Annotated in this window: 18 protein-coding genes; 8 read left to right on the forward strand and 10 right to left on the reverse strand. The window is 34.7% G+C overall.

The window, feature by feature from the left end; translation table 11 throughout:
• Window positions 1–17 precede the first annotated feature (17 nt).
• The 7 genes from PK35_RS08635 to PK35_RS08665 form a co-directional block, all read right to left on the reverse strand.
• Window positions 18–503 (reverse strand): ABC transporter ATPase, encoded by a 486-nt coding sequence (locus PK35_RS08635; RefSeq protein ID WP_044626300.1) that lies wholly within the window; start codon window positions 501–503, stop codon window positions 18–20.
• A 65-nt stretch (window positions 504–568) separates the two neighbouring features.
• Entirely contained in the window at window positions 569–1360 is a 792-nt protein-coding gene (locus tag PK35_RS08640) for a (Fe-S)-binding protein (protein WP_044626301.1), read from the reverse strand.
• Between the two features lie 6 nt (window positions 1361–1366).
• A complete protein-coding gene (locus tag PK35_RS08645; RefSeq protein ID WP_044626302.1) occupies window positions 1367–2032 on the reverse strand; it encodes a hypothetical protein in 666 nt (221 codons plus the stop codon).
• A complete protein-coding gene (locus PK35_RS08650; RefSeq protein ID WP_052825938.1) occupies window positions 2007–2381 on the reverse strand; it encodes a hypothetical protein in 375 nt (124 codons plus the stop codon). Before PK35_RS08650 ends, PK35_RS08645 begins: the two co-directional genes overlap by 26 nt.
• Before the next feature lie 3 nt (window positions 2382–2384).
• On the reverse strand, window positions 2385–3692 hold the full coding sequence (locus PK35_RS08655; RefSeq protein WP_044626303.1) for a 4Fe-4S dicluster domain-containing protein: 1308 nt from the start codon (window positions 3690–3692) through the stop codon (window positions 2385–2387).
• Window positions 3693–3697: 5 nt separating this feature from the next.
• The gene (locus tag PK35_RS08660) at window positions 3698–4630 is read right to left on the reverse strand and encodes an MlaD family protein (RefSeq protein WP_044626304.1); all 933 of its coding nucleotides are present in this window, start codon (window positions 4628–4630) and stop codon (window positions 3698–3700) included.
• Window positions 4631–4681: 51 nt separating this feature from the next.
• Window positions 4682–5815 carry an N-acetylmuramoyl-L-alanine amidase gene (locus PK35_RS08665; protein ID WP_044626305.1) on the reverse strand — a complete coding sequence of 378 codons (1134 nt, stop codon included), beginning with the start codon at window positions 5813–5815 and terminating at the stop codon, window positions 4682–4684.
• 164 nt (window positions 5816–5979) lie between these two features.
• Here PK35_RS08665 and PK35_RS08670 point away from each other — a divergent pair, with 164 nt between their 5' ends.
• Together PK35_RS08670 and PK35_RS08675 are read left to right on the forward strand one after the other, a co-directional pair.
• Window positions 5980–8742, forward strand: coding sequence for a putative LPS assembly protein LptD (locus PK35_RS08670; RefSeq protein WP_044626306.1), 2763 nt, complete (start codon window positions 5980–5982; stop codon window positions 8740–8742).
• A gap of 12 nt (window positions 8743–8754) precedes the next feature.
• The gene (locus PK35_RS08675; protein ID WP_044626307.1) at window positions 8755–9135 is read left to right on the forward strand and encodes a RidA family protein; all 381 of its coding nucleotides are present in this window, start codon (window positions 8755–8757) and stop codon (window positions 9133–9135) included.
• Between the two features lies 1 nt (window position 9136).
• On the opposite strand, the gene PK35_RS08680 is transcribed toward PK35_RS08675, so the two are convergent.
• On the reverse strand, window positions 9137–10555 hold the full coding sequence (locus PK35_RS08680) for a response regulator (RefSeq protein WP_044626308.1): 1419 nt from the start codon (window positions 10553–10555) through the stop codon (window positions 9137–9139).
• Between the two features lie 127 nt (window positions 10556–10682).
• Here PK35_RS08680 and PK35_RS08685 point away from each other — a divergent pair, with 127 nt between their 5' ends.
• From PK35_RS08685 to PK35_RS08705, 5 genes are all read left to right on the forward strand, one after another.
• Window positions 10683–11723: a GMP reductase gene (locus PK35_RS08685; protein ID WP_044626309.1), complete on the forward strand. Its 1041-nt coding sequence runs from the start codon at window positions 10683–10685 to the stop codon at window positions 11721–11723.
• Between the two features lie 27 nt (window positions 11724–11750).
• Window positions 11751–12755 (forward strand): sugar kinase, encoded by a 1005-nt coding sequence (locus PK35_RS08690; RefSeq protein WP_044626310.1) that lies wholly within the window; start codon window positions 11751–11753, stop codon window positions 12753–12755.
• A gap of 138 nt (window positions 12756–12893) precedes the next feature.
• Window positions 12894–16232, forward strand: a complete 3339-nt coding sequence (locus PK35_RS08695; RefSeq protein WP_044626311.1) for a transglutaminase family protein — start codon at window positions 12894–12896, stop codon at window positions 16230–16232.
• 3 nt (window positions 16233–16235) lie between these two features.
• Window positions 16236–18794 (forward strand): circularly permuted type 2 ATP-grasp protein, encoded by a 2559-nt coding sequence (locus tag PK35_RS08700; protein ID WP_044626312.1) that lies wholly within the window; start codon window positions 16236–16238, stop codon window positions 18792–18794.
• Window positions 18795–18801: 7 nt separating this feature from the next.
• Complete coding sequence (locus PK35_RS08705) at window positions 18802–19695, forward strand: transglutaminase family protein (RefSeq protein ID WP_044626313.1); 894 nt, start codon at window positions 18802–18804, stop codon at window positions 19693–19695.
• Between the two features lie 69 nt (window positions 19696–19764).
• Here PK35_RS08705 and PK35_RS08710 read toward each other — a convergent pair whose 3' ends face one another.
• Both PK35_RS08710 and gyrA read right to left on the reverse strand, forming a co-directional pair.
• On the reverse strand, window positions 19765–21018 hold the full coding sequence (locus tag PK35_RS08710) for a tetratricopeptide repeat protein (protein WP_044626314.1): 1254 nt from the start codon (window positions 21016–21018) through the stop codon (window positions 19765–19767).
• Between the two features lie 28 nt (window positions 21019–21046).
• Window positions 21047–23602 (reverse strand): DNA gyrase subunit A, encoded by a 2556-nt coding sequence (gene gyrA / locus PK35_RS08715; RefSeq protein ID WP_044626315.1) that lies wholly within the window; start codon window positions 23600–23602, stop codon window positions 21047–21049.
• A gap of 260 nt (window positions 23603–23862) precedes the next feature.
• Between gyrA and PK35_RS08720 the strand changes: the two genes are divergently transcribed.
• Window positions 23863–26409: an ATP-dependent Clp protease ATP-binding subunit gene (locus PK35_RS08720; protein ID WP_044626316.1), complete on the forward strand. Its 2547-nt coding sequence runs from the start codon at window positions 23863–23865 to the stop codon at window positions 26407–26409.
• Window positions 26410–26434: the final 25 nt, after the last annotated feature.

Raw genomic sequence — 26434 nt, forward strand, 5'->3', positions numbered from 1 at the left:
GGTAAATTACTTTTAAATTATTTAATAAAACGACTATGCCAACTCTCGCTTGCTGGCACTTCCCAATTTTCATTGAATTCGGCTACATTGGCTACAAGATTATTAAACACGATTGTTTTTTTAGAAACAGCTTTGTCCTTGGCCATTTTTTTAAAATCGGTTAACGATTTATAAGCGACAAACTCGCCTTGTTTGTACGACACATTCATTTTATCCATTAAATCGACCTTATACGTTTGCTCTAATTCTTGAATAAAACGCACCGAAGCATCAATAGAACAGCCCGTTGCCTTGTTAAGATCTTGATTTAAGCCTATTACGATAAATCGCTTGTATTTAATAGTATAGCCTGCTTGTAAATCGTTACCATGAGCGGTCCAACTTTCTATAAATGTATCTAGTTTAGTTTGTAGTTCTTGTAGTTCTTCTTCCGAAAAAGAACGATTCGCTTGGTATATCCAAACTATTGATGTTTCTGGTAATGTATTAAAATCTACTAGCATTTTTTTTTAAAATAACAATTGCCTGACGTATACTGCAATCAATATAAATTCGTCAGCATATGAATTTATAAATCTTGCGAATTTGCAATAATTTCAGCGATATCTAACACCGCAATTTCTCTTTCTTTTTCTTTAAATTTTATACCATCGGTCATCATAGTATTACAATACGGACAACCAGTAGCAATAATTTTAGGGTTGGTTTTAAGCGCATCTTCGGTACGAAGTACATTAACATCTTTATCTCCTTTTTCAGGTTCTTTAAACATTTGCGCACCACCAGCGCCACAGCATAAGGACGTACGTTTGTGGCGTTTCATTTCTACCAATTCTACTCCTGCTAATTTTAGTAATTCGCGTGGCACTTCGTAAACACCATTAGCTCGACCTAAATAACACGGATCGTGAAACGTTACACGCGTACCATTGTAATTTGATGTTGATGGTTTTATGCGCCCATCATCAAATAATTGTTTTATAAATTGCGTATGGTGTAACACCTCGTAATTACCTCCTAATTCAGGATATTCGTTTTTTAAAGTATTGTACGAATGCGGATCGGCAGTAACTATTTTTTTTACTTCGTAAGCATTTAGAACTTCAATATTAGTTACCGCTTGCATTTGGAACAGAAACTCGTTTCCAGCACGTTTAGCAGCATCGCCAGTACAACTTTCCTCAGTTCCTAAAACTGCAAAATCTACATTGGCTTTATTTAAAATTTTAACAAAAGCACGTGTTATTTTTTTTGCTCTATCGTCGTAACTACCAGCAGAACCCACCCAAAATAATATTTCGGGCGTTTTTCCTGCGGCCATTAAATCGGCCATAGTTGGTACTATTAATGTCTCGCTCATAGTATTTTATTCTGATTTCTTTTTACTCTCAAGCATTAAATCTTGCTTATAATATTTTGCTTTTTCTAACAATTCTGAAGGCAGTATTTGGTACACCAATGGCGAATCGGCATCGTAGTTTAAAACCGTCCATTGGTTATTACTTGCCTTATCTTTTAAAGCAATGGTCATGCTATTATTTGCTAAAACATCGAGGGTATTATTAGTAATAAAATTAACGTCCATTCCTTTGGCTTTCATCATGTTTTTCATCATATCTTGCGAAGCTTCATCGAACTCTTGGTCTTTAAAAGTCATTTTCATTTTCATATCGTAAGAAATAAAAGCATACTTTAAAGTATCATGCACATTAAAAATATCTGAAATTTTAAACTCTGGTTTTTCTTCTGACATATCTATTGACAACATGCCATTTCCTTCAAAAGTGCTTTTAAAAACTTCTTTTAAAGATTCTTTAGGAACAATTGAAAACACTTTGGGGTGCATTTTATCGATAAGCGCATCGTAGTTTTTTGTAGCGACATCGTTTAACATGGCATTTGCAATTTCCTTGATTTGTTGAACTTCGGAAGCATCACTTTGTGAAAAACCTGCAATACTAAAACATAATATTAAGGTTAAAAACCATACTTTTAAAAACTTCATTTTAATATTTACTTGATATTTTTTCATTTGATTCGTCTTGATGTTGCTGCTCTTCTTCTTTTAAATTCGCAAAATCTTCTTTTGAAACTCTAATATAAACCGCGTGTCTATATATACCATTTAACATTCTAACGCCTTTTGCATTTCGAATTAAAAAGGTTTGGCGTTTAGCTTCTTCTGAAACTCTTTCCTTTTGATAATCGGAGCAATAATCGCAAAATACATGTTTTACCTTAATAGATTTTGCATTGCCATCGGTGTAATGAATGGTGGCGTAAACCTTAATTTGAAGCGAATCTTTTTGATAACCTACCTGCGCTTGCATTTGGTACAGACCAAAAGATAAAATTAGCGCTATGATAAGTTTGGTTTTCATACATTACTCGTCTTTCCAATTAAGTCTGTCCATTTGATTATAAGGCCATGGCGCTCCGTTATTTTCAATATTTGTCATCATATTATTTAACTCGGTAGGTGCGGCACTTTGCTCCATAACCAAATAACGACGCATATCTAAAATTATTGACAGCGGATTGATGCTTACAGGACAAGCCTCTACACACGCGTTACAGGTTGTACATGCCCAAAGTTCTTCGCGAGAAATATAATCGTCTAACAATTGTTTGCCATCGTCTTTAAACTCGCCGTTATTGGCATCGATATTCTTTCCAACCTCTTCTAAACGATCGCGCGTATCCATCATTATTTTTCGTGGCGATAGCTTTTTACCTGTTAAATTTGCCGGACACTCGCTGGCGCATCGTCCGCACTCTGTACAAGTATAAGCGTTTAGGAGTTGTACCCAATTTAAATCGGCTACATCTGAAGCTCCAAATTTTGCGGGTACATCATCATCGTCACCTTCAGCAGGAGCTGCAAACGGATCTGCATTAGGATCCATCATCATTTTTACCTCTTTAGTAACAGCTTCCAAATTATTAAGCTGTCCTTTTGGTGTTAGTTTGGCATAAAAGGTATTTGGAAACGCCAACAAGATGTGCAAATGCTTTGAATAATATAAATAGTTTAAAAACACCAAAATGCCTAAAATATGCAACCACCAAGCACTGCGCTCGATAATATGAAGTGCGCCTTCTGATAACCCTGAAAACAAAGGTGCTATAAATTGGCTAATAACATTGCCTGAATTCATGGCTTGAAAATGAACATCGGTAGCATTCATAACCAAAAATAAGGTCATTAAAACCATTTCGAAATACAAAATAAAGTTGCCATCGTTTTTTGGCCAACCATTCATTTCATTTTTCCAGAAACGTTGTAGTTTTATAATATTTCGGCGTATCCAAAAAACAATAACTGAGACAAAAACTAACAAAGCCAATACCTCGAAACTACCAATTAAAACCCCGTATAAACTTCCTATAGATGAAAAAACACGATGGGTGCCTAAAATACCGTCAACTATAATTTCGAGTACTTCAATATTTATTATAATAAAACCTATGTAAACAATTACGTGGAGTATTCCTGCTATTGGCCTGCGTACCATTTTACTTTGCCCAAGAGCAATCATCGCCATGTTTTTCCAGCGCTGCGATTTATTATCGCTTACATCGACATCTTGACCTAATTTAATATTACGAATAAGCTTTTTTACATTTTTAGCAAAAAAGCCTATTCCCGCAATGAGTGCTATTACAAAAAGAATATTGGGAATAAAGTTCATTAAGTTTAATTAGTTTGTGGTTCTTGGTAAGGTATTTCTTTTTTCGATAAAATCCTAAAATATCGTTTTGGATGCAATTTTATGTCTTGTAAAAGTGCTTCTAGTTCTTTTGTGGCACCTTCTAAATTAGTATACAAAGCATCGTCTTGAAGTAATTTACCAAGTGTACCATCACTACTATTCACTTTTGCTAAAACGTTATTTAAATTTGCTAAAGTTGTATTGAGCGTTGCAACTGTATTGCCTAAATTAGCTTCTTTTAATTCGGTAATAACAACAGCTAAATCGGCACTCATAGTTTTAAAATTAGCTAAAAGTGCTTCTATATTAGCATCATTTTTCCCAATTAAACTGTTTACAGAATTTGATGTACCTTTAAAAGACTTTAAGGTTTCGTTTAGCTCATAAATGGTTGCCTTTAATCCTTGGCTAGAATCATCTTCTACCAACTTATTTAAGTTAGACATTAATGTATCGGCCGATTTTAAGGTAAGATCTAAATCGGTACTTAAACCGGAAAAGTTTTTTGATAAACTCGTTACCAATCCAACTTCTACTTCAGACTCTAAAACATCGCCTGGTTTTGCTCTTTCACCGTCTTTACGAACTAAAATGGCTAATCCGTTACCGCCCATTAAGCCTGTTTCGTACATACGAATTTTACTGTTTTTTGAAAACACTAATTGTTCGTTTACAAAAAAAGCTACTCTGGTTTTTCCTGTTTTATAGTCGTATTTAATTTCGGTTACTTTTCCAACAGGATTTCCTTTTACCGTAACTACCGACGACGGCGTTAAAGCATTATAATTAAACTCGGTATAATATACATTATTAGACTCTAAAAGGTTTTGCCCTTTTAAATAGTTAAACCCAAAAATAAAAAGGATGATTCCTAATAATACTAAAATACCTGTTTTGATTTCTTTTGATATCTTCAAAATAAAAATGTTTTTTAAACAAATTTAATATAAATTTAAAAAGAACTGTTACTAATTTGCTTGCGATTTTAAGGCTTTTGCTAAATCTATTTTTTCGCCATCTTTAAAAGCAACTACAAAGCACGAGCCGTATCCTTTTTTTCTTGCTTGTTCTTCTAACACTTTAGATTCCTCATAATTAGAGGTGTTACCATAAAAATATTTATATAAGTTACCTTCTTTTACTCGAGAAATATTATTTAGCCCATTAAAATTATAAGGTTTTGTTTCGAGCGCATTAGAACTTGCCGCAATTTGAATTTTATATGAAATGCCATTGGTGTCTACAACATCTTCTGTTATATTATTTTCATAAATTGTTTCAACATTACCATCTAATTTTGCTTTATAATCTAAAATGGCATCTGTTATGGCTGTCGAAATTTGATTTTGCCCTTTTTTGGAGTTTAAATACTGGCCTTCTTGTTTATAGGTTAAAAAACCTAACTCGACTAAAACACTAGGCATAACCGTTTGATGTAACACAATAAATCCAGCTTGCTTTACACCTCTGTTTTTTCTTTTTAAATCGTAAGTAAACTTTTTTTGAATAGCACTTGCCAACATGATACTTTGATCTAAATATTCTTCTTGACTTAAAAGAATACTCATTACCGATTCGGGAGAATTTGGATCGAAACCATTATAATTTTTCTCGTAATCGTCCTCCATAAAAATAACCGAGTTTTCTTTTTTTGCGACATTAAAATTAGTTTCATTTCGATGAGTACCTAAAACAAAAGTTTCGGTGCCATGTGCCGAGGAACCCGCCCGATGTGCGTTACAATGAACAGACACAAATAAATCGGCATTCGCCTTATTGGCAATTTTACCACGAACAAATAAATCTATAAACTTATCGGTTTTTCGAGTATATATAACCTTTATATTTGGGTTTTTCTCAAGTTCTTTTCCTACTTGCAACACCACTTTTAATGCAATATCTTTTTCTTTAAAACCACTTCCTGTATTTCCAGAATCTTTTCCGCCGTGGCCTGCATCTAAAACCACAACAAATTTGTTTTCTTGTTTTTCAACATCTTGTCCTGTAAATGCCGAAAATGTTAATACTATGATAAAGCATACGAAAACGTATATTCCCGTCGTTTTTAAGGGGTGAATTTTATTTTTTCTATTTAATTCCATGAAAATTTATTTACAACACGGTGTTAATTACAGTTTTAAAACTCATATTTTTTTTGAAAGAGAACTAATAAAAAGTAATATTTGCTCTCGATAAAAAAGGGCGGTTTTATTAAATAAAATTTTTAATTAAATAATAAATCAATCCCAGAAAAATATATGTAATTTTGGCATTTCAAAAACCGAGCCATACTTTTACAAAAATACATTTAAAAGCGTTGCATACAAACAACTTTAAAATACTTTTTGCACTAAGTTTTACAATGTTTATTAACATGTTAAGCTATGCTCAAGACATCCCAAAAAAGAAAGCCAGCTTCGAGCGTACCGAAAAAGATGTGGCGCTAAAAGAAACCGATTCGCTTACCGTTTTAGAACTTAATGATGTTGAAATTGAGCAAGATTCTACCATAACAGATTCGGTTAAACCTAAAAAAGAATTGCTTGAGCATAAGGTGGTTTACCACGCTGATGATTACACGCGTTTTAGCCAAAAAGACCATAAATTGTATTTATACAACAATGCCTCTATTGATTATGGCGATATGAATATTAAAGCGGGTATTATTATAATTGACCATGTAAACAACACAGTTTACGCTAAAGGTATTGTTGATTCTACCGGAGCTTATACACAAAAACCCGTTTTTAAACAATCCAACAGCGAGGTAGAACCAGACTCCATTTTATTTAATACAAAGTCGAAAAAAGCCTTAATTTACAATTCAAAAACGGCTCAAGGTGAAGGAACTGTAATTGCAAATATTACAAAAAAGGAAAACGACTCGGTGTATTTTTTGAAAAATGCCAAATACACCACCTCCGAAAATCTAGACGATCCAGAATACTACATAAAACTTCGTAAAGCTAAAATTGTGCCTGGTAAAAAAATTGTTACGGGTTTAGCTAATTTATTTATTTACGATGTTCCAACACCTTTAGGCTTGCCTTTTGGCTTTTTCCCTCAAAGCGAAAAACATACGTCTGGTGTTATATTTCCAACTTTTGGTGAGAATAATACACGGGGTTTCTTTTTACAAAATGGTGGTTATTATTTTGCAATTAGCGACTATATAGATTTGGCCGTTATGGGCGATTATTACACCAATGGAAGCTACGGTTTACGTGTAGAAAACACCTACAATAGACGTTACAAATACAGAGGTAATTTTGCTTTACGCTACGAGAATTTAATTAATAGCGAACGCGGTTTTTCCGACTATTCCAAAAACGTAATTTATAACATTCGTTGGTCACATAGTCAAGACTCAAAAGCGAGTCCGAGTTCTCGTTTTTCAGCATCTGTAAACCTTGGTAGTAGCCGTTATTACCGAAATTCTATCAATCAGGTAAATGCAGGTTCTTTCTTAAACAATACGTTATCGTCGTCGGTATCATATTCAAAATCGTTTGCTGGCGAACCCGAAGTTAATTTCAGCTTAACAGCAACGCATTCGCAAAACACCAATACACAAGTAATTAACATGACGCTACCTACTTTACAAGCCAGTGTAGGTAGAATTTATCCGTTAGCACCAAAAGAAGGCACTAAAAAGGGTTTAATACAAAACATAAATTTACAGTATAACATTCGTGGGGAAAACAGAATTACAACTACCGATTCGCTATTCTTTAAAAAAGAAATGTTTAACGATGCCAAAATAGGCTTTCAACACTCTATACCATTAAGTACTAACTTTAAACTATTTAAGTACTTTAGTGTGAGTGCTAGTACCAGTTATAATGAGGTTTGGACCTTTAAAACTGTTGAAAAACATTTTGATGAAATAAATAGAGAAGTTATTACAGACACTATTAATGGTTTTGATGCCTTTAGAACCTACAACTTTAGTACCAGTTTAGGAACCACTATTTATGGTATGTTTAATTTTGAAAAGAAAGGGAAAGATCCTAAAATTCAAAAAATACGCCATGTTATGCGTCCTTCAATTAGTTACAATATTAATCCTGCTTTCGATAAATATTATGATTCTTATGAAGTTATAAGCGCCGATGGATTAACTACTAGCGATGTAGAATACACCCGTTTTGAGCAAAGCATTTTTGGTACACCTGGTAAAACCTTTTCGAGTTCTATGGGCATTTCATTAGCAAATAATTTTGAAGCTAAAGTAAAAGATAAAGACAGTACCGCAACCGAACCAAAAAATATAAAACTGCTTAATAACTTAAACTTTTCTACGTCATACAATTTTGCTGGCGATTCATTGCAATGGAGTCCCGTAAGAATGAGTGGTGGTACGCAGTTTTTCGATAATAAATTAAGTGTAAATTTTGGTGCGACACTAGACCCCTACGCTTTAGATAACAACAACCGAAAAATTGATAAATTTAATATTGATAACGGCGGTAGTTTATTTAGACTTACAAGTGCAAATGCCACAGCAAGTTGGTCGTTCTCTAGCAAATCGGGTGATAAGAAAAACGACGAAAAGAAACAACAAGGCATCGACGAAAATCTAAGAAGCGGTGGACGCGACGACGATTTATTTGGTATGCCGCAAGATTTTGCAAACGAGCAAATTCAAGATAAAAAAGGTGAAGAAGACGAGGCGACTAAAAGTTTTTACAATTTTAAAATTCCTTGGAATTTAAGGTTAGCCTACGCCGTAAATTACTCGAACTCTGCCAGACAAAACGAAATTTCGTCGCACTCATTAATGTTTTCGGGCGATATTAAACTTACCGAAAATTGGAATATTGGAGCATCATCGGGATACGATTTAAAAAATGCAGGTTTTACCTATACACAATTACGATTTGAACGCGATTTAATGAGTTGGCGCATGAATTTTAGCTGGATTCCTTTTAGTACAAATGCCTCTTGGAACTTCTTTATAGGTATTAAATCTAGTTTATTATCCGATTTAAAATACGAAAAACGCCGTCAACCAGACCGCCGATTATAACAATTATACATTATGAAACAAATAATTACCACAACAAACGCTCCAGCTCCTATTGGCCCGTACAACCAAGCCGTTTTGGCTGGAAACACCTTATACATTTCAGGACAAATTGCTTTTAATCCAACCACTGGATATTTAATTCTTGACGATATTAAAACAGAAACTAAGCAGGTAATGGAAAACCTAAAAGCTATTTTAGAAGCCGCAAACCTAACATTTAACAACGTGGTAAAATCGTCTATTTTTATAAGCGACATGAATAATTTTACTGAAATAAACGATGTTTACGGTAGTTATTTTGACGAAGCTACTGCACCTGCACGCGAAACGGTACAAGTGGCTCAATTACCTAAAAGTGTAAATGTTGAAATAAGTATGATTGCTGTAATTTAATTTAGGCTACACTTGATCCTGCATACTCTAAAAGTAATTTTTTAAGTTTTACAACATCAATAGGTTTTGCTAAAAACTCATTTATTCCCGCTTCTTTAGCTTTAATAATATCTTCCTCAAAAGCACTAGCCGAAACCGCAATTATTGGAGTGTTTTTTTTAGCATATTTTTTAGTAGACTTTATTTGTCTGGTTGCCTCGTATCCATCCATATCTGGCATATAAATATCCATAAAAATAATATCGAAATTTAAAACCTTATACAAATCTATAGCTTCTACCCCATTTTTTGCAAACGTACATTGCGCTCCATTTTTCTCTAATAAAAACTGAATTACCTTTTGGTTCATTCGGTTATCTTCGGCCACTAAAACATTTATCTTATTTAACCCTAAAGACAAGGCTTCAATAGGTTCTGTTTCGGTTTTTATATTTAGTGTCTTTTTAAGTTGTAAGCTAAAATAAAACGTGGTGCCTTCGTTTTCTTTACTTTCTAATTTTAGCTCGCCACCCATATTTTCAACTAAATGATACGAAATAGCAAGTCCAACACCCCAACCGCGATACTCATTCATAAATTCGTTTGTAATGCGCTTGCTTTTTGTGTTTCCTAAGTAATATTTAATTTCTTCGGGCGTCATACCAATACCCGTATCTTTTATGTAAAAGCTCACTATTTGATCGTCGTTTATTTCAATAGTTTGATCAACGATAATAGAAATTTTACCAGAATCGGTAAACTTAATGGCATTATTTATAAGATTAATTAATATAAGTTGAATACGCTCAGAATCAGCTAAAACTAAAAATCTATCATTTTTTTCTTCGCTAAGAAACTCGTATTCAAAATCTAAATCATGCTCCCAAGCTTGATATTCAAACACTTTAAAAAGATTACGTAAATCGGCTTTTAAGTCTACCGCGCTTTTATTAAGCGTAAATTCATTCTTTTTAATTTCTTCCTTGCTAACCACCAAATTAAAAAACTGAAGTAAGTGTTTCGATGAGTATTCGGCAATTTCAACTTTAAGTAATTGGTCTTCATCCAAATCAGATTCCGACAACATTTTAAGCATTCCCAAAATGGTATTTAAAGGCGTTCGTACCTCATAACTCATATTTATAAGGTTGATCGATTTATCTTCAAAAATTTGTTCGCTTTTATCCAAATTCTTGTTTAATTCCTCAATTCTAAGTTTCTGGCTTTTGGTAATTATATTGTTTTTAAGCTGATTTTTTAAAAAAAACTGAAGCACAAAAACTTGGCTAATTGCAAGTACAAAAAGAATAACCGCTGTTGCTTCAACTTGAACTATACCTTCTAAATAACAGTAGGCAATACCGAAAATAACAACTATTGAAAATAAAACAAAGTACGATAAAGTCCTTCTGTTTCTATTAAATTTTGAAGAAAACCCCATTAAAATTCACATTTAAACAAACTTATCTATAAAATTTATAATTATCAAAACTATTGATTTAAATTGGTTATTTTTAAATATATTTTCTAATTTCATAATCTTCAAAAATAGATTTTCAAAAATTTTTATGCGCATAGAATACGATATAAAACTGGGTTTTAAAGATGTTATGTTTCGCCCAAAACGTTCTACTTTAAAAAGTCGATCGGAAGTAAATTTAGAACGAGAATTTAAATTTTTACACAGTCCGCTTACATGGAAAGGCATCCCTATAATGGCTGCAAACATGGACACCGTTGGTACTTTTGAAATGGCCAAAGCACTAACAAACAAAAAACTTTTCACAGCAATTCACAAACATTATGATTTAACCGAGTGGAAAGTATTTGCAGAGAGTTTAACACCAGAAACCGAAAATTTTATTGCTGTTAGCACTGGTATTGGTCAGCACGATTCCGAAAAACTAGCGCAAATAATTAAGCAAAACCCCAATATAAAGTTTATTTGTATTGATGTGGCCAATGGCTACTCCGAACACTTCGCCAATTTTGTAAAACATACACGAGAACTTTATCCAGAAAAAGTAATTATTGCAGGTAATGTTGTTACAGGAGAAATGGTTGAAGAATTATTACTCTGCGGTGCCGATATTATAAAAGTGGGTATTGGTCCTGGGTCGGTTTGTACTACACGTGTAAAAACAGGCGTTGGCTATCCGCAACTTTCGGCAATTATTGAGTGCGCCGATGCTGCTCATGGACTTGGCGGACAAATTATTAGCGATGGTGGCTGCACTACTCCTGGCGATATAGCTAAAGCCTTTGGCGCAGGAGCCGATTTTGTTATGCTTGGTGGTATGCTGGCTGGTCACGACGAAAGCGGCGGACAAATTATTGAGAAAAACGGTAAAACTTACAAACAATTTTACGGAATGAGCTCATCTACAGCAATGGAAAAACACGTGGGTGGCGTTGCCGAATACCGCGCTAGCGAAGGTAAAACAGTAGAAGTAGATTATAAAGGTCCTGTAGAATATACGTTGCAAGATATTTTAGGCGGCATTCGTAGCACCTGTACCTATGTTGGCGCTGCCAGATTAAAAGAACTTACTAAACGGACTACTTTTATTAGGGTTAACGAACAGGAAAATAGAATTTACACCAAGTAATTTCTTTATAATTTAAAACCGCTTTAAATGAAAAAAATAATAACTTTTGGTGAAGTTTTAATGCGTTTATCCCCCGAAGGCAACAAAAAGTTTAAACAGGCAAATTTACTAGAATTTTATTTTGGTGGCACTGAGGTTAACGTAGGTATTTCTATTGCTAATTTTGGAGAGCCTGTAAAACATATAAGTTGTGTTTCGGATGATTTTGTTGGCGACACGGCATTATCTTACATCCAAAAGTTTGGCGTTAGCACCTCGGCAATTGTACGCTCTTCCAGACCTTTAGGCGTCTATTTTTTGGAAGTTGGTGCGGTTATGCGCCCAAGTGCTATTTCTTATAACAGGTCGCACTCTTCGTTTTCTGATATTAAACCCGAAATGGTCGATTGGGAAAAACTCCTTACCAAAGCTAAATGGTTACATTGGACGGGTATTACTCCTGCCCTATCTAAAGGTGCTAAAGACACCCTAAAAGCGGGTTTAGTTATTGCAAAGAAACTCGGTATTCCTGTGTCTACCGACCCCACTTACCGGAGCGGCTTGTGGAAATATGGTGAAAATCCTAAGGATGTATTAAACGATTTAGTATCGTATTCTACCATTTTTATTGGCGGTATAAATGAAATGAATGAAATTTTAGACACCAATTTTGGCTACTCTAACGATGAGTTTATTGAAGCCAGTAAACTCCTAATGGAAACATTCCCAAACATTGAAAAGGTTTTCGATAAAATAAGAACTGCCATTAACGCGTCTTGGCATAAAATAAGAGCCAGAATGTGGAATGGAAACGAGTTTTATGAAACTACCGATCTTGATATTACACATATTATCGATAGAATTGGCACTGGTGATGCCTTTGCGGCTGGTTTAATTTATGGTTTACAAAAATACAACGATGGTAAAGCAATGGAATTTGCTAGTGCTGCTTGTGCCTTAAAACACACCTACGAAGGCGACGTAAATTATGCCACAGTTGATGAAGTTACAGCTATTTTAAACGGTAATACTTCAGGAAGATTTAACAGATAAATTTATCATATCAACAAAATTTTCATCGCTTAAATAGTATTTTAATAATAATTTAATTTTAAGTTTATTTAAACTTTCTTTCCGCTTAATAGAAACAAAAATTGCTTAATTTGTAGTTAATTAGCAAAACTTACTTACATGGCGTTAAAAGTTGTTATTTCTCATAAAACAGTTTACAAATATGACCGTTCGGTTTCTTTATCTCCACATGTTTTTAGGCTTCGTCCTGCACCACATAGCAGAACTCCAATAGAATCGTATTCTATTAAAATAAAGCCCGAAAAACATTTTTTTAATTGGCAGCAAGATCCTTTTGGAAATTATTTAGCGCGATTAACATTCCCTGAAAAAACTAAAGAGCTTTCTATTGATGTAGAAATTATTGCCGATTTAAAAACCATAAATCCATTCGATTTTTTTGTTGAAGATTATGCTGAAGACTACCCGTTTAAATATGCCGAAACCACAAAAAAAGAACTACTGCCTTATTTAGAAGTTACCGAAAAAGGTGATTTGCTCAAAGATTTTTTAAAAACCGTAGACCTAACACCGCGTAAAACCATTTATTTTCTAATTGATTTAAATAAGAAAATTTACGACTATTTAAAATATAACATCAGGCTCGATCCTGGTGTACAAAGCTGTGAAGAAACCTTAACCAAAAAAAGTGGTTCGTGTCGCGATTATGCTTGGTTATTTGTACAAGCATTACGTCACTTAGGTTTTGGTGCTCGCTTTGTTTCGGGGTATTTGGTGCAACTTTCATCTGATGAAAAATCACTAGATGGCCCATCGGGACCAGAGCAAGATTTTACCGATTTACATGCTTGGACCGAAGTTTACGTACCTGGTGCGGGTTGGATTGGTTTCGATGCCACATCTGGTTTATTAGCTGGCGAAGGCCATATTCCTTTAGCTTGTACACCTTCTTTTGAAAGTGCTGCACCCGTTACAGGTATGACCGATGTTTGTGAAACTGAATTTGAATTTGATAACTCGGTAAAACGTATTTTCGAATCGCCTCGTGTAACAAAACCTTACACCGAAGACCAATGGAATGCCATTTACGACTTAGGTTTTAAAGTTGAAAAAGAACTTGAAAAAGGCGATGTTAGGTTAACTATGGGTGGAGAACCTACTTTTATTTCTATTGACGATATGGAATCGGAACAATGGAATACCGAAGCCGATGGCCCTCATAAACGCGAACTTGCTAAAAATTTAGCGCATAAATTATACGACGAATTTAGTAACAATGGTATTGTACATCAAGCCCAAGGAAAATGGTATCCAGGAGAACCAATACCACGTTGGAGTATAGAATTATGTTGGCGTAAAGACGGTAAATCTATGTGGCGCAATCATAACAAAGCCTTATTCTCGGTATTTGCCGAAAATAACAATTTGCCACCAAACGCCGACAAGCAGTTTTTAGAAACTTTAACCACCTATTTGGGTATTACCAATAAAACCATCATGCCAACCTACGAAGATAGTTTCTATTTCTTGTGGGAAGAAGGTAAAATGCCAATTGATATAGATCCAACTAAGGAAAACGGCAACATGTTGGTTAAAGATAAGCTTCAAAAGTTATTAAAAGACGGAAAATCTAACCCTGTTGGTTATGTATTACCCATTAATAATTACAGAGATAAATGGTTTACTTGTAGTTGGCTATTTAGGCGCGAACACCTCTTTTTAATTCCAGGTAATTCACCAATTGGATTACGCTTACCTTTAAGTTCTTTAATTCAGCAAGCACATCAACAAGAGTTTCCTGTTTTCATTCCAGATCAGTTTTCAAAACAAAAAGAATTACCGCAGTATTTTTCATCCGTTTTAATAAGACGAGATAAATTCTTAAAAAATCAATTAAAACAATACGATAACGAATTTTTTATAAGAACCGCCTTATGTGCAGAAGTTAGAGATGGCAAACTGCATTTATTTTTACCTCCAACGCATTCTGCTGAAGTATTTTTAAACCTTATTGCGTCTATTGAAGCTACTTCGGCTGAATTAAAAATACCGGTTATTTTAGAAGGTTATAGCGCCCCAAAGGACAGCCGATTAGAATCATTAAAAATCACGCCCGATCCTGGTGTTATCGAAGTAAATGTACATCCTGCAAAAAACTGGAAAGAACTCACCGAAACCACATTAAAACTTTATGAAAACGCCAAACAATCGCGTTTGGGCACCATAAAATATATGGTTGATGGTAAACATACAGGAACTGGTGGTGGTAACCATGTTACATTAGGTGGCGACACACCTGCCGATAGCCCTTTACTTCGTAAACCAAGTTTATTACGAAGTTTACTAACTTTTTGGCAGCATCATCCGGGGTTATCTTACTTATTTTCTGGTGCATTTATTGGTCCAACAAGTCAGGCGCCTCGTGTAGACGAAGGTCGCTTAGAAAATTTATACGAACTAGAAATAGCTTTCGAAAACATACCCAAAGATGGCGATGTACCGTTTTGGTTAACCGATAGGTTATTTCGACATTTATTAACCGATTTAACAGGAAATACGCATCGCGCCGAATTTTGTATCGATAAATTATACTCGCCAGATTCTTCATCGGGTCGCTTAGGTATTTTAGAGCTTCGTGCTTTCGATATGCCGCCACACCCTCAAATGAGTTTATTACAAAACTTATTGGTAAGAACACTAGTGGCTTGGTTCTGGAAAAAACCTTACGAACATAAATTAATTCGTTGGGGAACCGAGTTACACGATAAGTTTTTAATTGAGCATTTTGTACGCGACGATATAAACAGTATTGTAGAACAATTAAACCAAGCAGGTTACGAATTTAAAACCGAATGGTTTAATCCGTTTTTCGAATTCCGTTTCCCGCTACTTGGCTTAAAAACCGTTGGCGATATTCATTTAGAATTACGAGCTGCTATCGAACCTTGGCATGTTTTAGGCGAAGAAATGAGTGGTGCTGGCACATCGCGTTACGTAGACTCTTCCACAGAACGTGTCCAAATAAAGGTTTCTAATTTTATAAGTGAAAGATATAATGTAACTTGCAACGGTATTAAAATTCCGTTGAAAAAAACCAAGATAAAAGGCGAATATGTATCTGGAATTCGTTATAAAGCTTGGAATCCGTATTCGGCATTGCATCCTACAGTTGGTGTAGACACGCCGCTTGTTTTTGATGTAGTTGATACATGGAACGACCAATCGCTAGGTGGTTTCACTTATTTTGTTTCGCATCCTGGTGGCCGATCGTACGATACCTACCCAATAAATAGTTACGAAGCAGAATCAAGACGAATTAATCGTTTTTGGGAAATTGGGCAAGCGCAAGGTGAAGTTTTTAAACCTAAGCGATATGTTGTAGACCAAAAAGAAATTAAGAAGTTTCAAAAAACTGCAACTAGCAATAAAAATTTCCAGACCAGAGAGATTGAATTTAATTCGGAGTTTCCTAATACTTTAGATTTAAGAAGAAAATAAATAATGCCAACCAAACCAAATAGCACTTTATTTCAAAATTATTTTTCCGATTTTGAGAATTATGACGAGGTTTTAAAATCCAACATGTCCATTAATTCTAATTGGCAAAAATTGCTTGCTAACTTATCTGATATTGGTTTTGAAAACCTATCAAATAAACAAAAGGAAGTGAACTGGTTAATGGAAGAAAATGGCGTTACTTACAATGTTTATAACGACCCTAAAGGCATTCATCGTTCATGGGATTTAAATGTTGTACCTTTTTTAATACACGAAACTGAATGGTCTAAAATTGAAAAAGGGATTGCACAACGGGCAGAGCTTTTAAATCTTATTTTAAAAGATATTTACGGCGACCAAGAGCTTATTAAAAAAGGTATTTTACCCCAAGAAGTAGTTTATGCGCACCGTGGCTTTTTAAGACAATGCGATAACATATATTACGCTACATGTAAGCACTTATTAATACATGCTACAGATTTAGCACGAGGGCCAGATGGCAGAATGTGGGTGGTTAACGACCGCACTCAAGCCCCGTCGGGAATGGGTTACGCTCTAGAAAATCGTTATTCTTTAAGTCGGGTATTTCCTGAAGCTTTTAAAAATATAAATGTTAAGCAATCGTCTAAATTCTTTTATGAGTTTAACCAAATGCTTATTAATTGTGCGCCGCAAAATAAAGCCAACCCCAATATTGTAATTTTAACTCCTGGGCCATTAAACGAAACTTATTTCGAGCATGCTTATATGGCTTCGTTTTTAGGTTATCCGTTGGTTACGGGCAACGATTTAGTAGTGCGTAATGGTAAGCTTTATATGAAAACCTTAAAAGAGTTAAAGCAAGTTGATGTTATTTTAAAACGAGTTGACGATGCATTTATGGATCCGCTAGAACTTCGTGAAGATTCTTATTTGGGCGTTGCCGGATTACTCGACATTATAAGAAACAAGCAGGTTGCTGTGGTTAACCCAATTGGTAGTGGCGTTCTGGAAAATTCTGGACTAATCCCTTTTATGAATCGCATTTGTAATTATTTTTTCGATGAAGATTTAATTTTACCTCAAATAGCCTCGTGGTGGTGCGGACAAAAAAAGGAGCTCGATTATGTATTAAATCATTTAAACGAGTTGGTTGTAAAACACATTGACCGATCGAATCGAGAAAACATATTTTTTTGCGAGTTTTTAGATGAAAAAGCCTTAAATAAATTAAAAGAAGACATTTTATCGGCTCCTTATAAATTTGTAGCTCAAGCTAAAATATCGTTTTCAACCGCCCCTAATTTTATAAATGGTGCTTTAGAACCAAGAAAAGTAATGTGCCGTATTTTTGCGATTGCAAATAAAGAAAAATATAAAGTAATGCCAGGTGGTTTGGTTCGTGTAGCCGCAGAACGTGAAACGCTTTTTATATCAAACAACCGAGGCGGAATTAGTAAAGATTTTTGGGTAGTAACCGATGAGGCTCAAACTAATTTTCAAAGTTACTCTTGGGATAATTCTTGTAGAATTTCTATTGCCGATATTAACGATTTACCAAGTAATACCGCCGAAAATTTATTTTGGTCCGGACGTTATTTGGGGCGTGCTTTAGTAACCGCACGTTATTTACGCATGGTTTTAAATCGAATGAATCAGCAGCATTACGATGTGTCCTATTCAAATACAGAAAGCTTAACTATTCTTTATAAATCGGTTACCAATATTACCTCAACTTTTCCTGGTTTTGTTGGTGCAAATTCAAAAGACACTTTAAAAAATCCACTTAAAGAACTCACATCGCTAATAATGGACGATACCAGAATTGGTAGTTTTGCCCAAACCATGATGAGTTTTAACCATTCTTATTATTCGTTACGAAGCCTATGGTCCAAAGACATGTGGCGTGTTTTTGATAGTATAAAAAAGTTATGGGGCAAATTTAAAGAAGATAAAAACTATTCCATTATTACACTTACCAAACTATTAGACCGCATTATTACAAGGCTTATTGCTTTTATGGGTTTAATTGAGGAAAGTATATTAGTAAATCAAGGTCTACTACTCTATTTTATAGGGTTGCAAACCGAACAAGCCATGATGCATGTTGCCAAATGTAGATCGTTATTAGTACCTAAATATGAAGAGCACTTGCAGTACGAAATTTTAGAGTCCTTTTTATCAAGTCATGAAAGTTTAAATATTTATAGATACAGTTATCGCTCCTATTTAAGTATTGAAAACGTGATTAATTTAGTGTTGTTAGACAAGGAATACGCAAAATCGCTAACCTATCAACTAAAACGTATAAAAAAGGATTTAGATAGGTTGCCTAACACCGATTTGGAAGCTGTGAATGTTTGTAAAGAAACTATTGAAAAAGCGTACAATATTATAAAAGAACTCCATGTTGGCGATTTAATTGAGTTAGATGAAACAGAATCTGTAAGACAAAAACTGGATGATGTATTGGCAGAACTTAGTGAGTTATTGCACGAAACCTCTTTAGCAATTTCAGACACCTATTTTAACCACGCTTACCAACAAACACAATTGGTAACACAAAACTTTCCGTTACCTTAATTAAAGCATGACCACCTATCAATTATCACATACCACCACATACAATTACGAAAATGGCCTAACTTTTTGCCATAATTTGGCGACTTTAAAACCTAAAACCATTTTAGGGCAAACCTTATTAGAATATCATTTAGAAATTACGCCAACCCCGAGTGAAATTACCGATAAACTAGATTTTTTCGGCAATAACATTACGAGGTTTTCTATACAGGAACATCATAAAGAATTAAAAGTAATTGCAAAAAGTAAAATTATTCGTGATTTTAGTGTTTTACCAGATATAAATACAAATTTGCAAGCAAAACAAATTACTTTAAACGAAAGTATTGCTTTTTTTAAACAGACTAAACCCGAGCTTGTTGCTATAAAGCAGTTTATTTTAGAATCTATTTTAGTGGCTAAAATAACTCCTGAAATTAAAGCATACGCTCAAGTTTCTTTTAAACCAAACCGTTCAGTTTTTGAAGCTTCGTTTGAGTTAATGCAACGTATTTATACCGATTTTGAATTTAATACCAAAGCCACCAATGTTGCAACACCAATACATAATGTAATACAACAGAAAAAAGGAGTATGCCAAGATTTTGCTCAAATTGCCATAGCCTGTGTGCGCTCGGTAGGCCTGCCTGCAAGATATGTAAGCGGTTATATTGAAACCTTACCAGCTCCTGGAAAAGAAAAGCTAATAGGTAGCGATGCTTCGCATGCGTGGTTTTCGGTTTATATTCCGCATCATGGTTGGATAGACTTCGACCCTACAAATAACCACATTCCTAAAAATAAGCACATTGTTGTTGCTTATGGCCGTGATTATTACGATGTACCACCACTAAAAGGTGTTATTTACAGCACAGGAAGAAACAAAATGAATGTTGCTGTAGATTTAAGACCTGTTGAGTAAAACAACAATTTTATGACATAAAAAAAACCACTAAAAAGTGGTTTTTTAAGTTTTATAAATGTAATTTCCTTACTGTCCGGTTTCAATAGCTTCAACTTTAGTTTTTAATGCTTGGTATTTATCAGTTTCTCCTAAAATGCTGTAAATGTTCATTAAAGTTTTTGCTGCGTTTAAGTTAGACTCGTCTAACTCTAAAGCTTTCGATAAATATGGTACAGCTTCTTTGTAAAGCGATTGTCTTTTTAAACGTAATTCTTCATAACGTTTATCATCGGCAGACGAAGTACCTAAACCATTCATTTCTTCAACTAAAGGCGCTTCTTGCTCTAAAACCAATGCGGATAAGTTAATATAAGCATTTATATACTTAGGATCTAATTCTACCGCTTTTTCATATTGTTTTTTAGCTTCTTCCACATCTCCAGATTCTGTTGCAATAACTCCCAAATTATAACGTAATTCTGGGTTACTAGGATCTAAAGTAACAGCTTCTTGTAATAAGGCTTGAAACTTTTCTGTATTTCCAGTTTTGTAATAAATATTAGCTTCATTTAAAAGTAAGTTAATATCTTCTGGGTTGGCTGCTCTGGCTTGTGCCATTGCTTCTAATGCCTTTTCATTATCACCATTATTCACATAAATAAGTGCAATGTTTTTAACGATTTCTGGAAGTTTAGATTCTGTTTGACGTTGTCCTGGTTTTATATGGCTTTTCGCTTTAACATATAAATCTTGGGTGTTTTTATCTCCAAGAATTTCTTCTTCTCCTGTTTCTACATTAGTCGCATAAAATTGTGTTTCGATACCAGTATAACCAAGATCTCTTAATTTTTCGTAAAGCGATAACGCTCTATCATAATCTGGAACGTTTATAGCTGTAGCCGCCGCATAATATAAATACGATGTATCAGCTTGCTTTAAGTTGTAAGCGCGCTCAAAATTAACAGAAGCCGATCCAAAATCTTTACTTTCGTAAGCTTCGTTTCCTTTTTTAAGGAAAGCTTCGATCATTGATGTTTTTAACGTACCTGCATCGGTAGATAATGTTGAACCTACTTTATCTAAATTTTCAATAGCCGCATCAACGTCACTATCGCTTGCACTACCATTAGAATAAAGTGCTTGCGCTTTTAAAAAGTAATACTTCGACTTTAATTTGTCGTCTAAAGAGCCAATCATTGGTTCTACTGCGCTCAAAACGGTTTTAGCTTCAGAGAAATTAGCACTTTTAATTGCTTTTTCAGCAGCCTTCAATTCTTTTTTTTGTGCAAATGAAAAGGCACTCATTGATAAGGCTAAAGCAAAAATAATTTGTTTTTTCATTTTTAAGTAATATTAAGTTTATTAAGGTTTATTCTTCTGTTGATGAATTATCAAGAGTTGTGCCATCTTGAGTTTCACCAGTGTTTTCAATAGATTCGGCATCTTCATCACCAACTTCTTCTTCATCATGCATCACTTTAGCAACCGCAGCAATCGAGTCGTTACCTTTTAAGTTAATTAACCTAACACCTTGCGTTGCTCTACCCATTGTACGTAAATTTTCGACAGCTAGACGTATGGCGATACCAGATTTATTAATAATCATTAAATCATCGTTATCTGTAACACTTTTTATAGCCACCAAATTACCCGTTTTTTCTGTAATAGAAATGGTTTTTACACCTTTTCCGCCACGGTTAGTAATACGATATACTGCTTCACCATCTTCTGGATCGTCAATAAAAGTACGTTTACCATAACCATTTTCGGTTACTACTAAAACCGTTTCTTCTTGAGGGTTTTCTACTGTTACCATACCAATAACTTCGTCGTTCTCGTGCGCTAGAGTAATACCTCTTACACCAGAAGCACCACGCCCCATTGGTCTTGTTTTAGCTTCTTCGAAACGAATAGCTTTACCTGAACGTAAAGCTAGCATAACTTGACTGTTACCTGTGGTTAATTTAGCTTCAAGTAACTCGTCGTTATCTTTAATTGTTATGGCATTAATACCGTTAGTACGCGGACGCGAATACTGCTCTAAAGCCGTTTTCTTTACTTGTCCGTTCTTGGTTGCCATAATTACATAGTGGCTGTTTATGTAATTTTCATCTTTTAAATCTTGAGTACAAATAAAGGCCATAACCTTATCGTCTTGCTCAATATTTATAAGGTTTTGAATAGCTCTACCTTTTGATGTTTTACTTCCTTCTGGAATTTCGTAAACACGCATCCAGAAACATTTTCCTTTTTGAGTGAAGAATAACATGTACTGGTGGTTAGTACCCACAAATAAATGCTCTAAGAAATCCTCATTTCTAGTGGTTGATGCCTTTTGACCAACACCTCCTCTATTTTGAGTTTTATACTCGTTTAACGACGTACGCTTTATGTAACCTGCATGAGAAATAGTAATAACCACTTTTTCGTTAGGTATCATATCTTCAATGCTTAAGCTTCCGCCTGCATATTCGATAACCGAACGACGATCATCACCATACTTGTCTCTTACTATGGTTAATTCTTCTTTTATAATATCCATTCTACGCTCTTTTTTAGCAAGAATGTCTTTTAAATCCTCGATGGTTTTCATCAACTCTTCGTACTCAGAGCGTAATTTATCTTGCTCTAATCCTGTAAGCTGACGTAAACGCATTTCTACAATAGCACGCGCTTGAATTTCGGTTAATTCAAAACGTTCAATTAATTTATTACGCGCTTCATCGGCGTTTGACGAGGCACGAATAAGTGCGATAACTTCATCAATATTATCAGAAGCAATAATTAAACCTTCTAAAATGTGCGCGCGTTCTTCCGCTTTGCGTAATTCATATTGTGTACGGCGCGTTACTACTTCGTGTCTGTGTTCAACAAAATAATGTATTAATTCCTTAAGATTTAATAACTGCGGACGCCCATTTACAAGCGCAATATTGTTTACACTAAACGACGATTGTAAAGCCGTGTATTTGTATAATTTATTAAGAACGATATTAGGTATGGCATCGCGCTTTAACACGTAAACCACACGCATACCGTTTCTATCGGACTCGTCGCGAATGGTAGAAATACCTTCAAGTTTTTTATCGTTTACTAAATCGGCAGTCTTTTTAATCATATCTGCCTTATTCACTTGATAAGGAATTTCAGTAACAATAATGCACTCACGTCCATTTACTTCTTCAATAACTGCTTTTCCGCGTAACACAATACGTCCGCGACCAGTTTCAAAAGCTTCTTTTACGCCATCATAACCGTAAATAGTTCCTCCTGTTGGGAAATCTGGCGCTTTAATGTGTTGCATTAATTCGCTTACTTCAATATCGTTATTTTCAATGTAAGCAATAGTTCCATCAACAACTTCGGTTAAGTTATGAGGCGGCATATTTGTAGCCATACCAACTGCAATACCAGATGCTCCATTAACTAATAAAGTTGGAATTTTGGTAGGTAAAACGGTAGGTTCTTTATATTCGTCGGAGAAGTTAAGCTTGTGGTCTACGGTATCTTTATCGATATCTGCCAACATGTCTTCAGAAATTTTCTGCATTCTCGCTTCGGTATAACGCATTGCTGCAGGGTTATCACCATCTATAGAACCGTAGTTTCCTTGACCGTCAACTAATAAATAACGTAAACTCCAATCTTGTGCCATACGAACCATGGTATCGTATACCGAAGAATCGCCATGCGGGTGGTACTTACCTAAAACCTCACCAACAATAGTTGCAGATTTTTTATAAGCTACATTCGATCTTACTCCTAAAGTATGCATCCCATAAAGTACACGACGGTGTACCGGCTTAAATCCATCTCTTACATCTGGTAACGCACGTGACACAATGACCGACATTGAATAATCAATGTAAGCCGATTTCATCTCATCTTCTATGTTAATAGGAATGAGTTTTTCTCCTTCTGCCATATATAATTTAATTTAATTTTATGTATAATTCAAAACGTGCTAATATACGTATTTCATTAGTTTTGTTAAGCCTTCAAAATATTTTTTTAACGTTTTTTTATTAACAATTTCTATACCTTTTTTAGTTAATAAGTATCCTTTTAAAGGTTTTGATTATTTACAGAATTTTTCGTCAATTAGCATCAAACAGACTTTTTTAGGTATAGTTTTTGCCTTTAGTTAAATGTTTTACTATTTTTAATGCAGAAAGGACACAATTTATGGATGATAATTTTTCACCAAGAGTAAAAGATGTAATTGCCTTTAGTAAGGAAGAAGCATTGCGTTTGGGGCACGATTTTATTGGCACCGAACACTTAATGCTTGGGCTATTACGCGACGGAAGTGGCAAAGCAATAAATATTTTAAACGCCTTAGATATCGACTTAAATCATTTAAGGCGTAAGGTAGAAATATTAAGTCCTGCCAACCCCAATATATCTGTTACTACCAACCAAAAAAAGAATTTACACCTTACAAGGCAAGCCGAACGCGCTTTAAAAACAACTTTTTTAGAAGCCAAACTTTTTCAAAGTACTTCTATTAATACCGCACACCTTTTGCTTTGTATTTTAAGAAATGAAAACGACCCAACTACCAAACTTTTAAATAAGTTAAAAGTTGACTATGACAATGTTAAAGAACAATTTAAGTTTATGATTACAAACGATAATAACTACATAGAACCTAAATCGGAATCGTTTCAAGATGATGATACGGCTTCTGATGACGAAGGAACAAAGGATGTATTTAATTCGCCATCAAACAAATCGAATAAAAAGTCTAAAACCCCTGTTTTAGATAATTTTGGGCGCGATTTAACCGCCCTTGCTGAAGAAGGCAAACTTGACCCCGTTGTGGGACGCGAAAAGGAAATAGAGCGTGTTTCTCAAGTTTTAAGTAGAAGAAAGAAAAATAACCCACTGTTAATTGGTGAACCTGGTGTTGGTAAATCGGCCATTGCCGAAGGTTTAGCGCTTAGAATTGTTAAGCGTAAAGTATCACGCATACTTTTTAATAAACGTGTAGTGACTTTAGATTTGGCTAGTTTAGTAGCTGGAACAAAATATCGAGGACAATTTGAAGAGCGCATGAAAGCCGTAATGAACGAGCTTGAAAAAAATGATGATGTTATTTTATTTATTGATGAAATTCATACCATTGTTGGAGCTGGTGGTGCCACTGGTAGCTTAGATGCTTCAAACATGTTTAAACCTGCTTTGGCACGTGGGGAAATTCAATGTATTGGTGCTACAACGCTTGATGAATATAGACAGTATATTGAAAAAGATGGCGCTTTAGAACGTCGTTTTCAAAAGGTAATTGTGGAGCCAACAAGTGTTGAAGAAACTATTGAAATTCTTAACAACATTAAGGCTAAATATGAAGATCATCACAATGTTGATTATACACCTGAAGCTATTGAAGCTTGTGTAAAATTAACCAACAGATATATGACAGAGCGCTTTTTACCAGACAAAGCTATTGATGCTTTAGATGAAGCTGGTTCGCGCGTTCATATCACAAATATCGATGTACCTAAGCAAATTATTGAGCTTGAAAAACAGCTTGAAGACATTAAAGAGTCGAAAAACGCCGTGGTTCGTAAACAAAAGTACGAAGAAGCAGCGCGTTTAAGAGACGACGAAAAGCGTATTGAGAAAGAACTCGCCATTGCTCAAGAAAAATGGGAAGAAGACACCAAACAACATCGCGAAATTGTAACTGAAGATAATGTTGCCGATGTTATTTCGATGATGACTGGCGTTCCTGTAAATCGTATCGCGCAAACCGAAATTAATAAGCTTGCCGAATTACCAAACCTTATTAAAGGTAAAGTAATTGGCCAAAATGATGCTGTTGCTAAAGTGGTAAAAGCCATACAACGTAATCGCGCGGGGCTTAAAGACCCGAATAAACCAATTGGATCGTTTATTTTCTTAGGTCAAACTGGTGTTGGTAAAACGCAATTGGCTAAAATTTTATCTCGTGAATTATTCGATAGTGAAGATTCTTTAGTAAGAATAGACATGAGTGAATACATGGAGAAATTTGCTATTTCTAGATTAATTGGTGCACCTCCAGGATACGTAGGTTACGAAGAAGGTGGTCAATTAACCGAAAAAGTACGTCGTAAGCCTTACGCGGTTATACTTCTTGATGAGATTGAAAAAGCACATCCAGATGTATTTAACATGCTATTACAAGTACTTGATGATGGCTATTTAACCGATAGTTTAGGGCGAAAAATCGATTTTAGAAATACCATAATCATTATGACATCAAATATTGGTGCCCGTAAATTAAAAGATTTTGGTACAGGAATTGGTTTTGGCACAGCATCGCAAAAAGCTCAAGAAGCCGAAAATGCCAGAAGTGTAATTGAAAACGCCTTGAAAAAATCGTTCGCTCCCGAGTTCTTAAACAGAATTGACGATGTAATTGTTTTTAACGCACTAGAGAAAGAAGACATCAATAAAATTATTGATATTGAATTAGAAAAATTATTAGCAAGAATTAAAGGTTTAGGTTATAATTTAACAATTACCAATCCTGCTAAAGATTTTATAGCCGATAAAGGTTTCGATAAACAATACGGTGCAAGGCCATTAAAACGAGCCATACAAAAGTATGTTGAAGATGCTTTAGCCGAAGAAATTGTGGCATCGAACCTGCAAGAAGGCGATAGTATAAAACTCGATTTTGATGATAGTAAAGACGAATTAGTCATTTCTATTGAAAAATCTGAAAAACCAACAGAATCTTAATTTAGAATTTTTAGATATATCCAAA

Source organism: Neotamlana nanhaiensis (genome assembly GCF_000943555.1).
In the GTDB taxonomy this organism is placed as follows: Bacteria; Bacteroidota; Bacteroidia; order Flavobacteriales; family Flavobacteriaceae; genus Neotamlana; species Neotamlana nanhaiensis.

Bases quoted from the DNA above. Each gene is read 5' to 3' on its own strand.
- PK35_RS08655 (WP_044626303.1), bottom strand. From the start codon at position 3,692: ATGAACTTTATTCCCAATATTCTTTTTGTAATAGCACTCATTGCGGGA.
- PK35_RS08705 (WP_044626313.1), top strand. From the start codon at position 18,802: ATGACCACCTATCAATTATCACATACCACCACATACAATTACGAAAAT.
- PK35_RS08645 (WP_044626302.1), bottom strand. From the start codon at position 2,032: ATGAAAAAATATCAAGTAAATATTAAAATGAAGTTTTTAAAAGTATGG.
- gyrA (WP_044626315.1), bottom strand. From the start codon at position 23,602: ATGGCAGAAGGAGAAAAACTCATTCCTATTAACATAGAAGATGAGATG.
- PK35_RS08680 (WP_044626308.1), bottom strand. From the start codon at position 10,555: ATGGGGTTTTCTTCAAAATTTAATAGAAACAGAAGGACTTTATCGTAC.
- PK35_RS08635 (WP_044626300.1), bottom strand. From the start codon at position 503: ATGCTAGTAGATTTTAATACATTACCAGAAACATCAATAGTTTGGATA.
- PK35_RS08685 (WP_044626309.1), top strand. From the start codon at position 10,683: ATGCGCATAGAATACGATATAAAACTGGGTTTTAAAGATGTTATGTTT.
- PK35_RS08690 (WP_044626310.1), top strand. From the start codon at position 11,751: ATGAAAAAAATAATAACTTTTGGTGAAGTTTTAATGCGTTTATCCCCC.
- PK35_RS08640 (WP_044626301.1), bottom strand. From the start codon at position 1,360: ATGAGCGAGACATTAATAGTACCAACTATGGCCGATTTAATGGCCGCA.
- PK35_RS08695 (WP_044626311.1), top strand. From the start codon at position 12,894: ATGGCGTTAAAAGTTGTTATTTCTCATAAAACAGTTTACAAATATGAC.
- PK35_RS08650 (WP_052825938.1), bottom strand. From the start codon at position 2,381: ATGAAAACCAAACTTATCATAGCGCTAATTTTATCTTTTGGTCTGTAC.
- PK35_RS08720 (WP_044626316.1), top strand. From the start codon at position 23,863: ATGGATGATAATTTTTCACCAAGAGTAAAAGATGTAATTGCCTTTAGT.
- PK35_RS08700 (WP_044626312.1), top strand. From the start codon at position 16,236: ATGCCAACCAAACCAAATAGCACTTTATTTCAAAATTATTTTTCCGAT.
- PK35_RS08710 (WP_044626314.1), bottom strand. From the start codon at position 21,018: ATGAAAAAACAAATTATTTTTGCTTTAGCCTTATCAATGAGTGCCTTT.
- PK35_RS08665 (WP_044626305.1), bottom strand. From the start codon at position 5,815: ATGGAATTAAATAGAAAAAATAAAATTCACCCCTTAAAAACGACGGGA.
- PK35_RS08675 (WP_044626307.1), top strand. From the start codon at position 8,755: ATGAAACAAATAATTACCACAACAAACGCTCCAGCTCCTATTGGCCCG.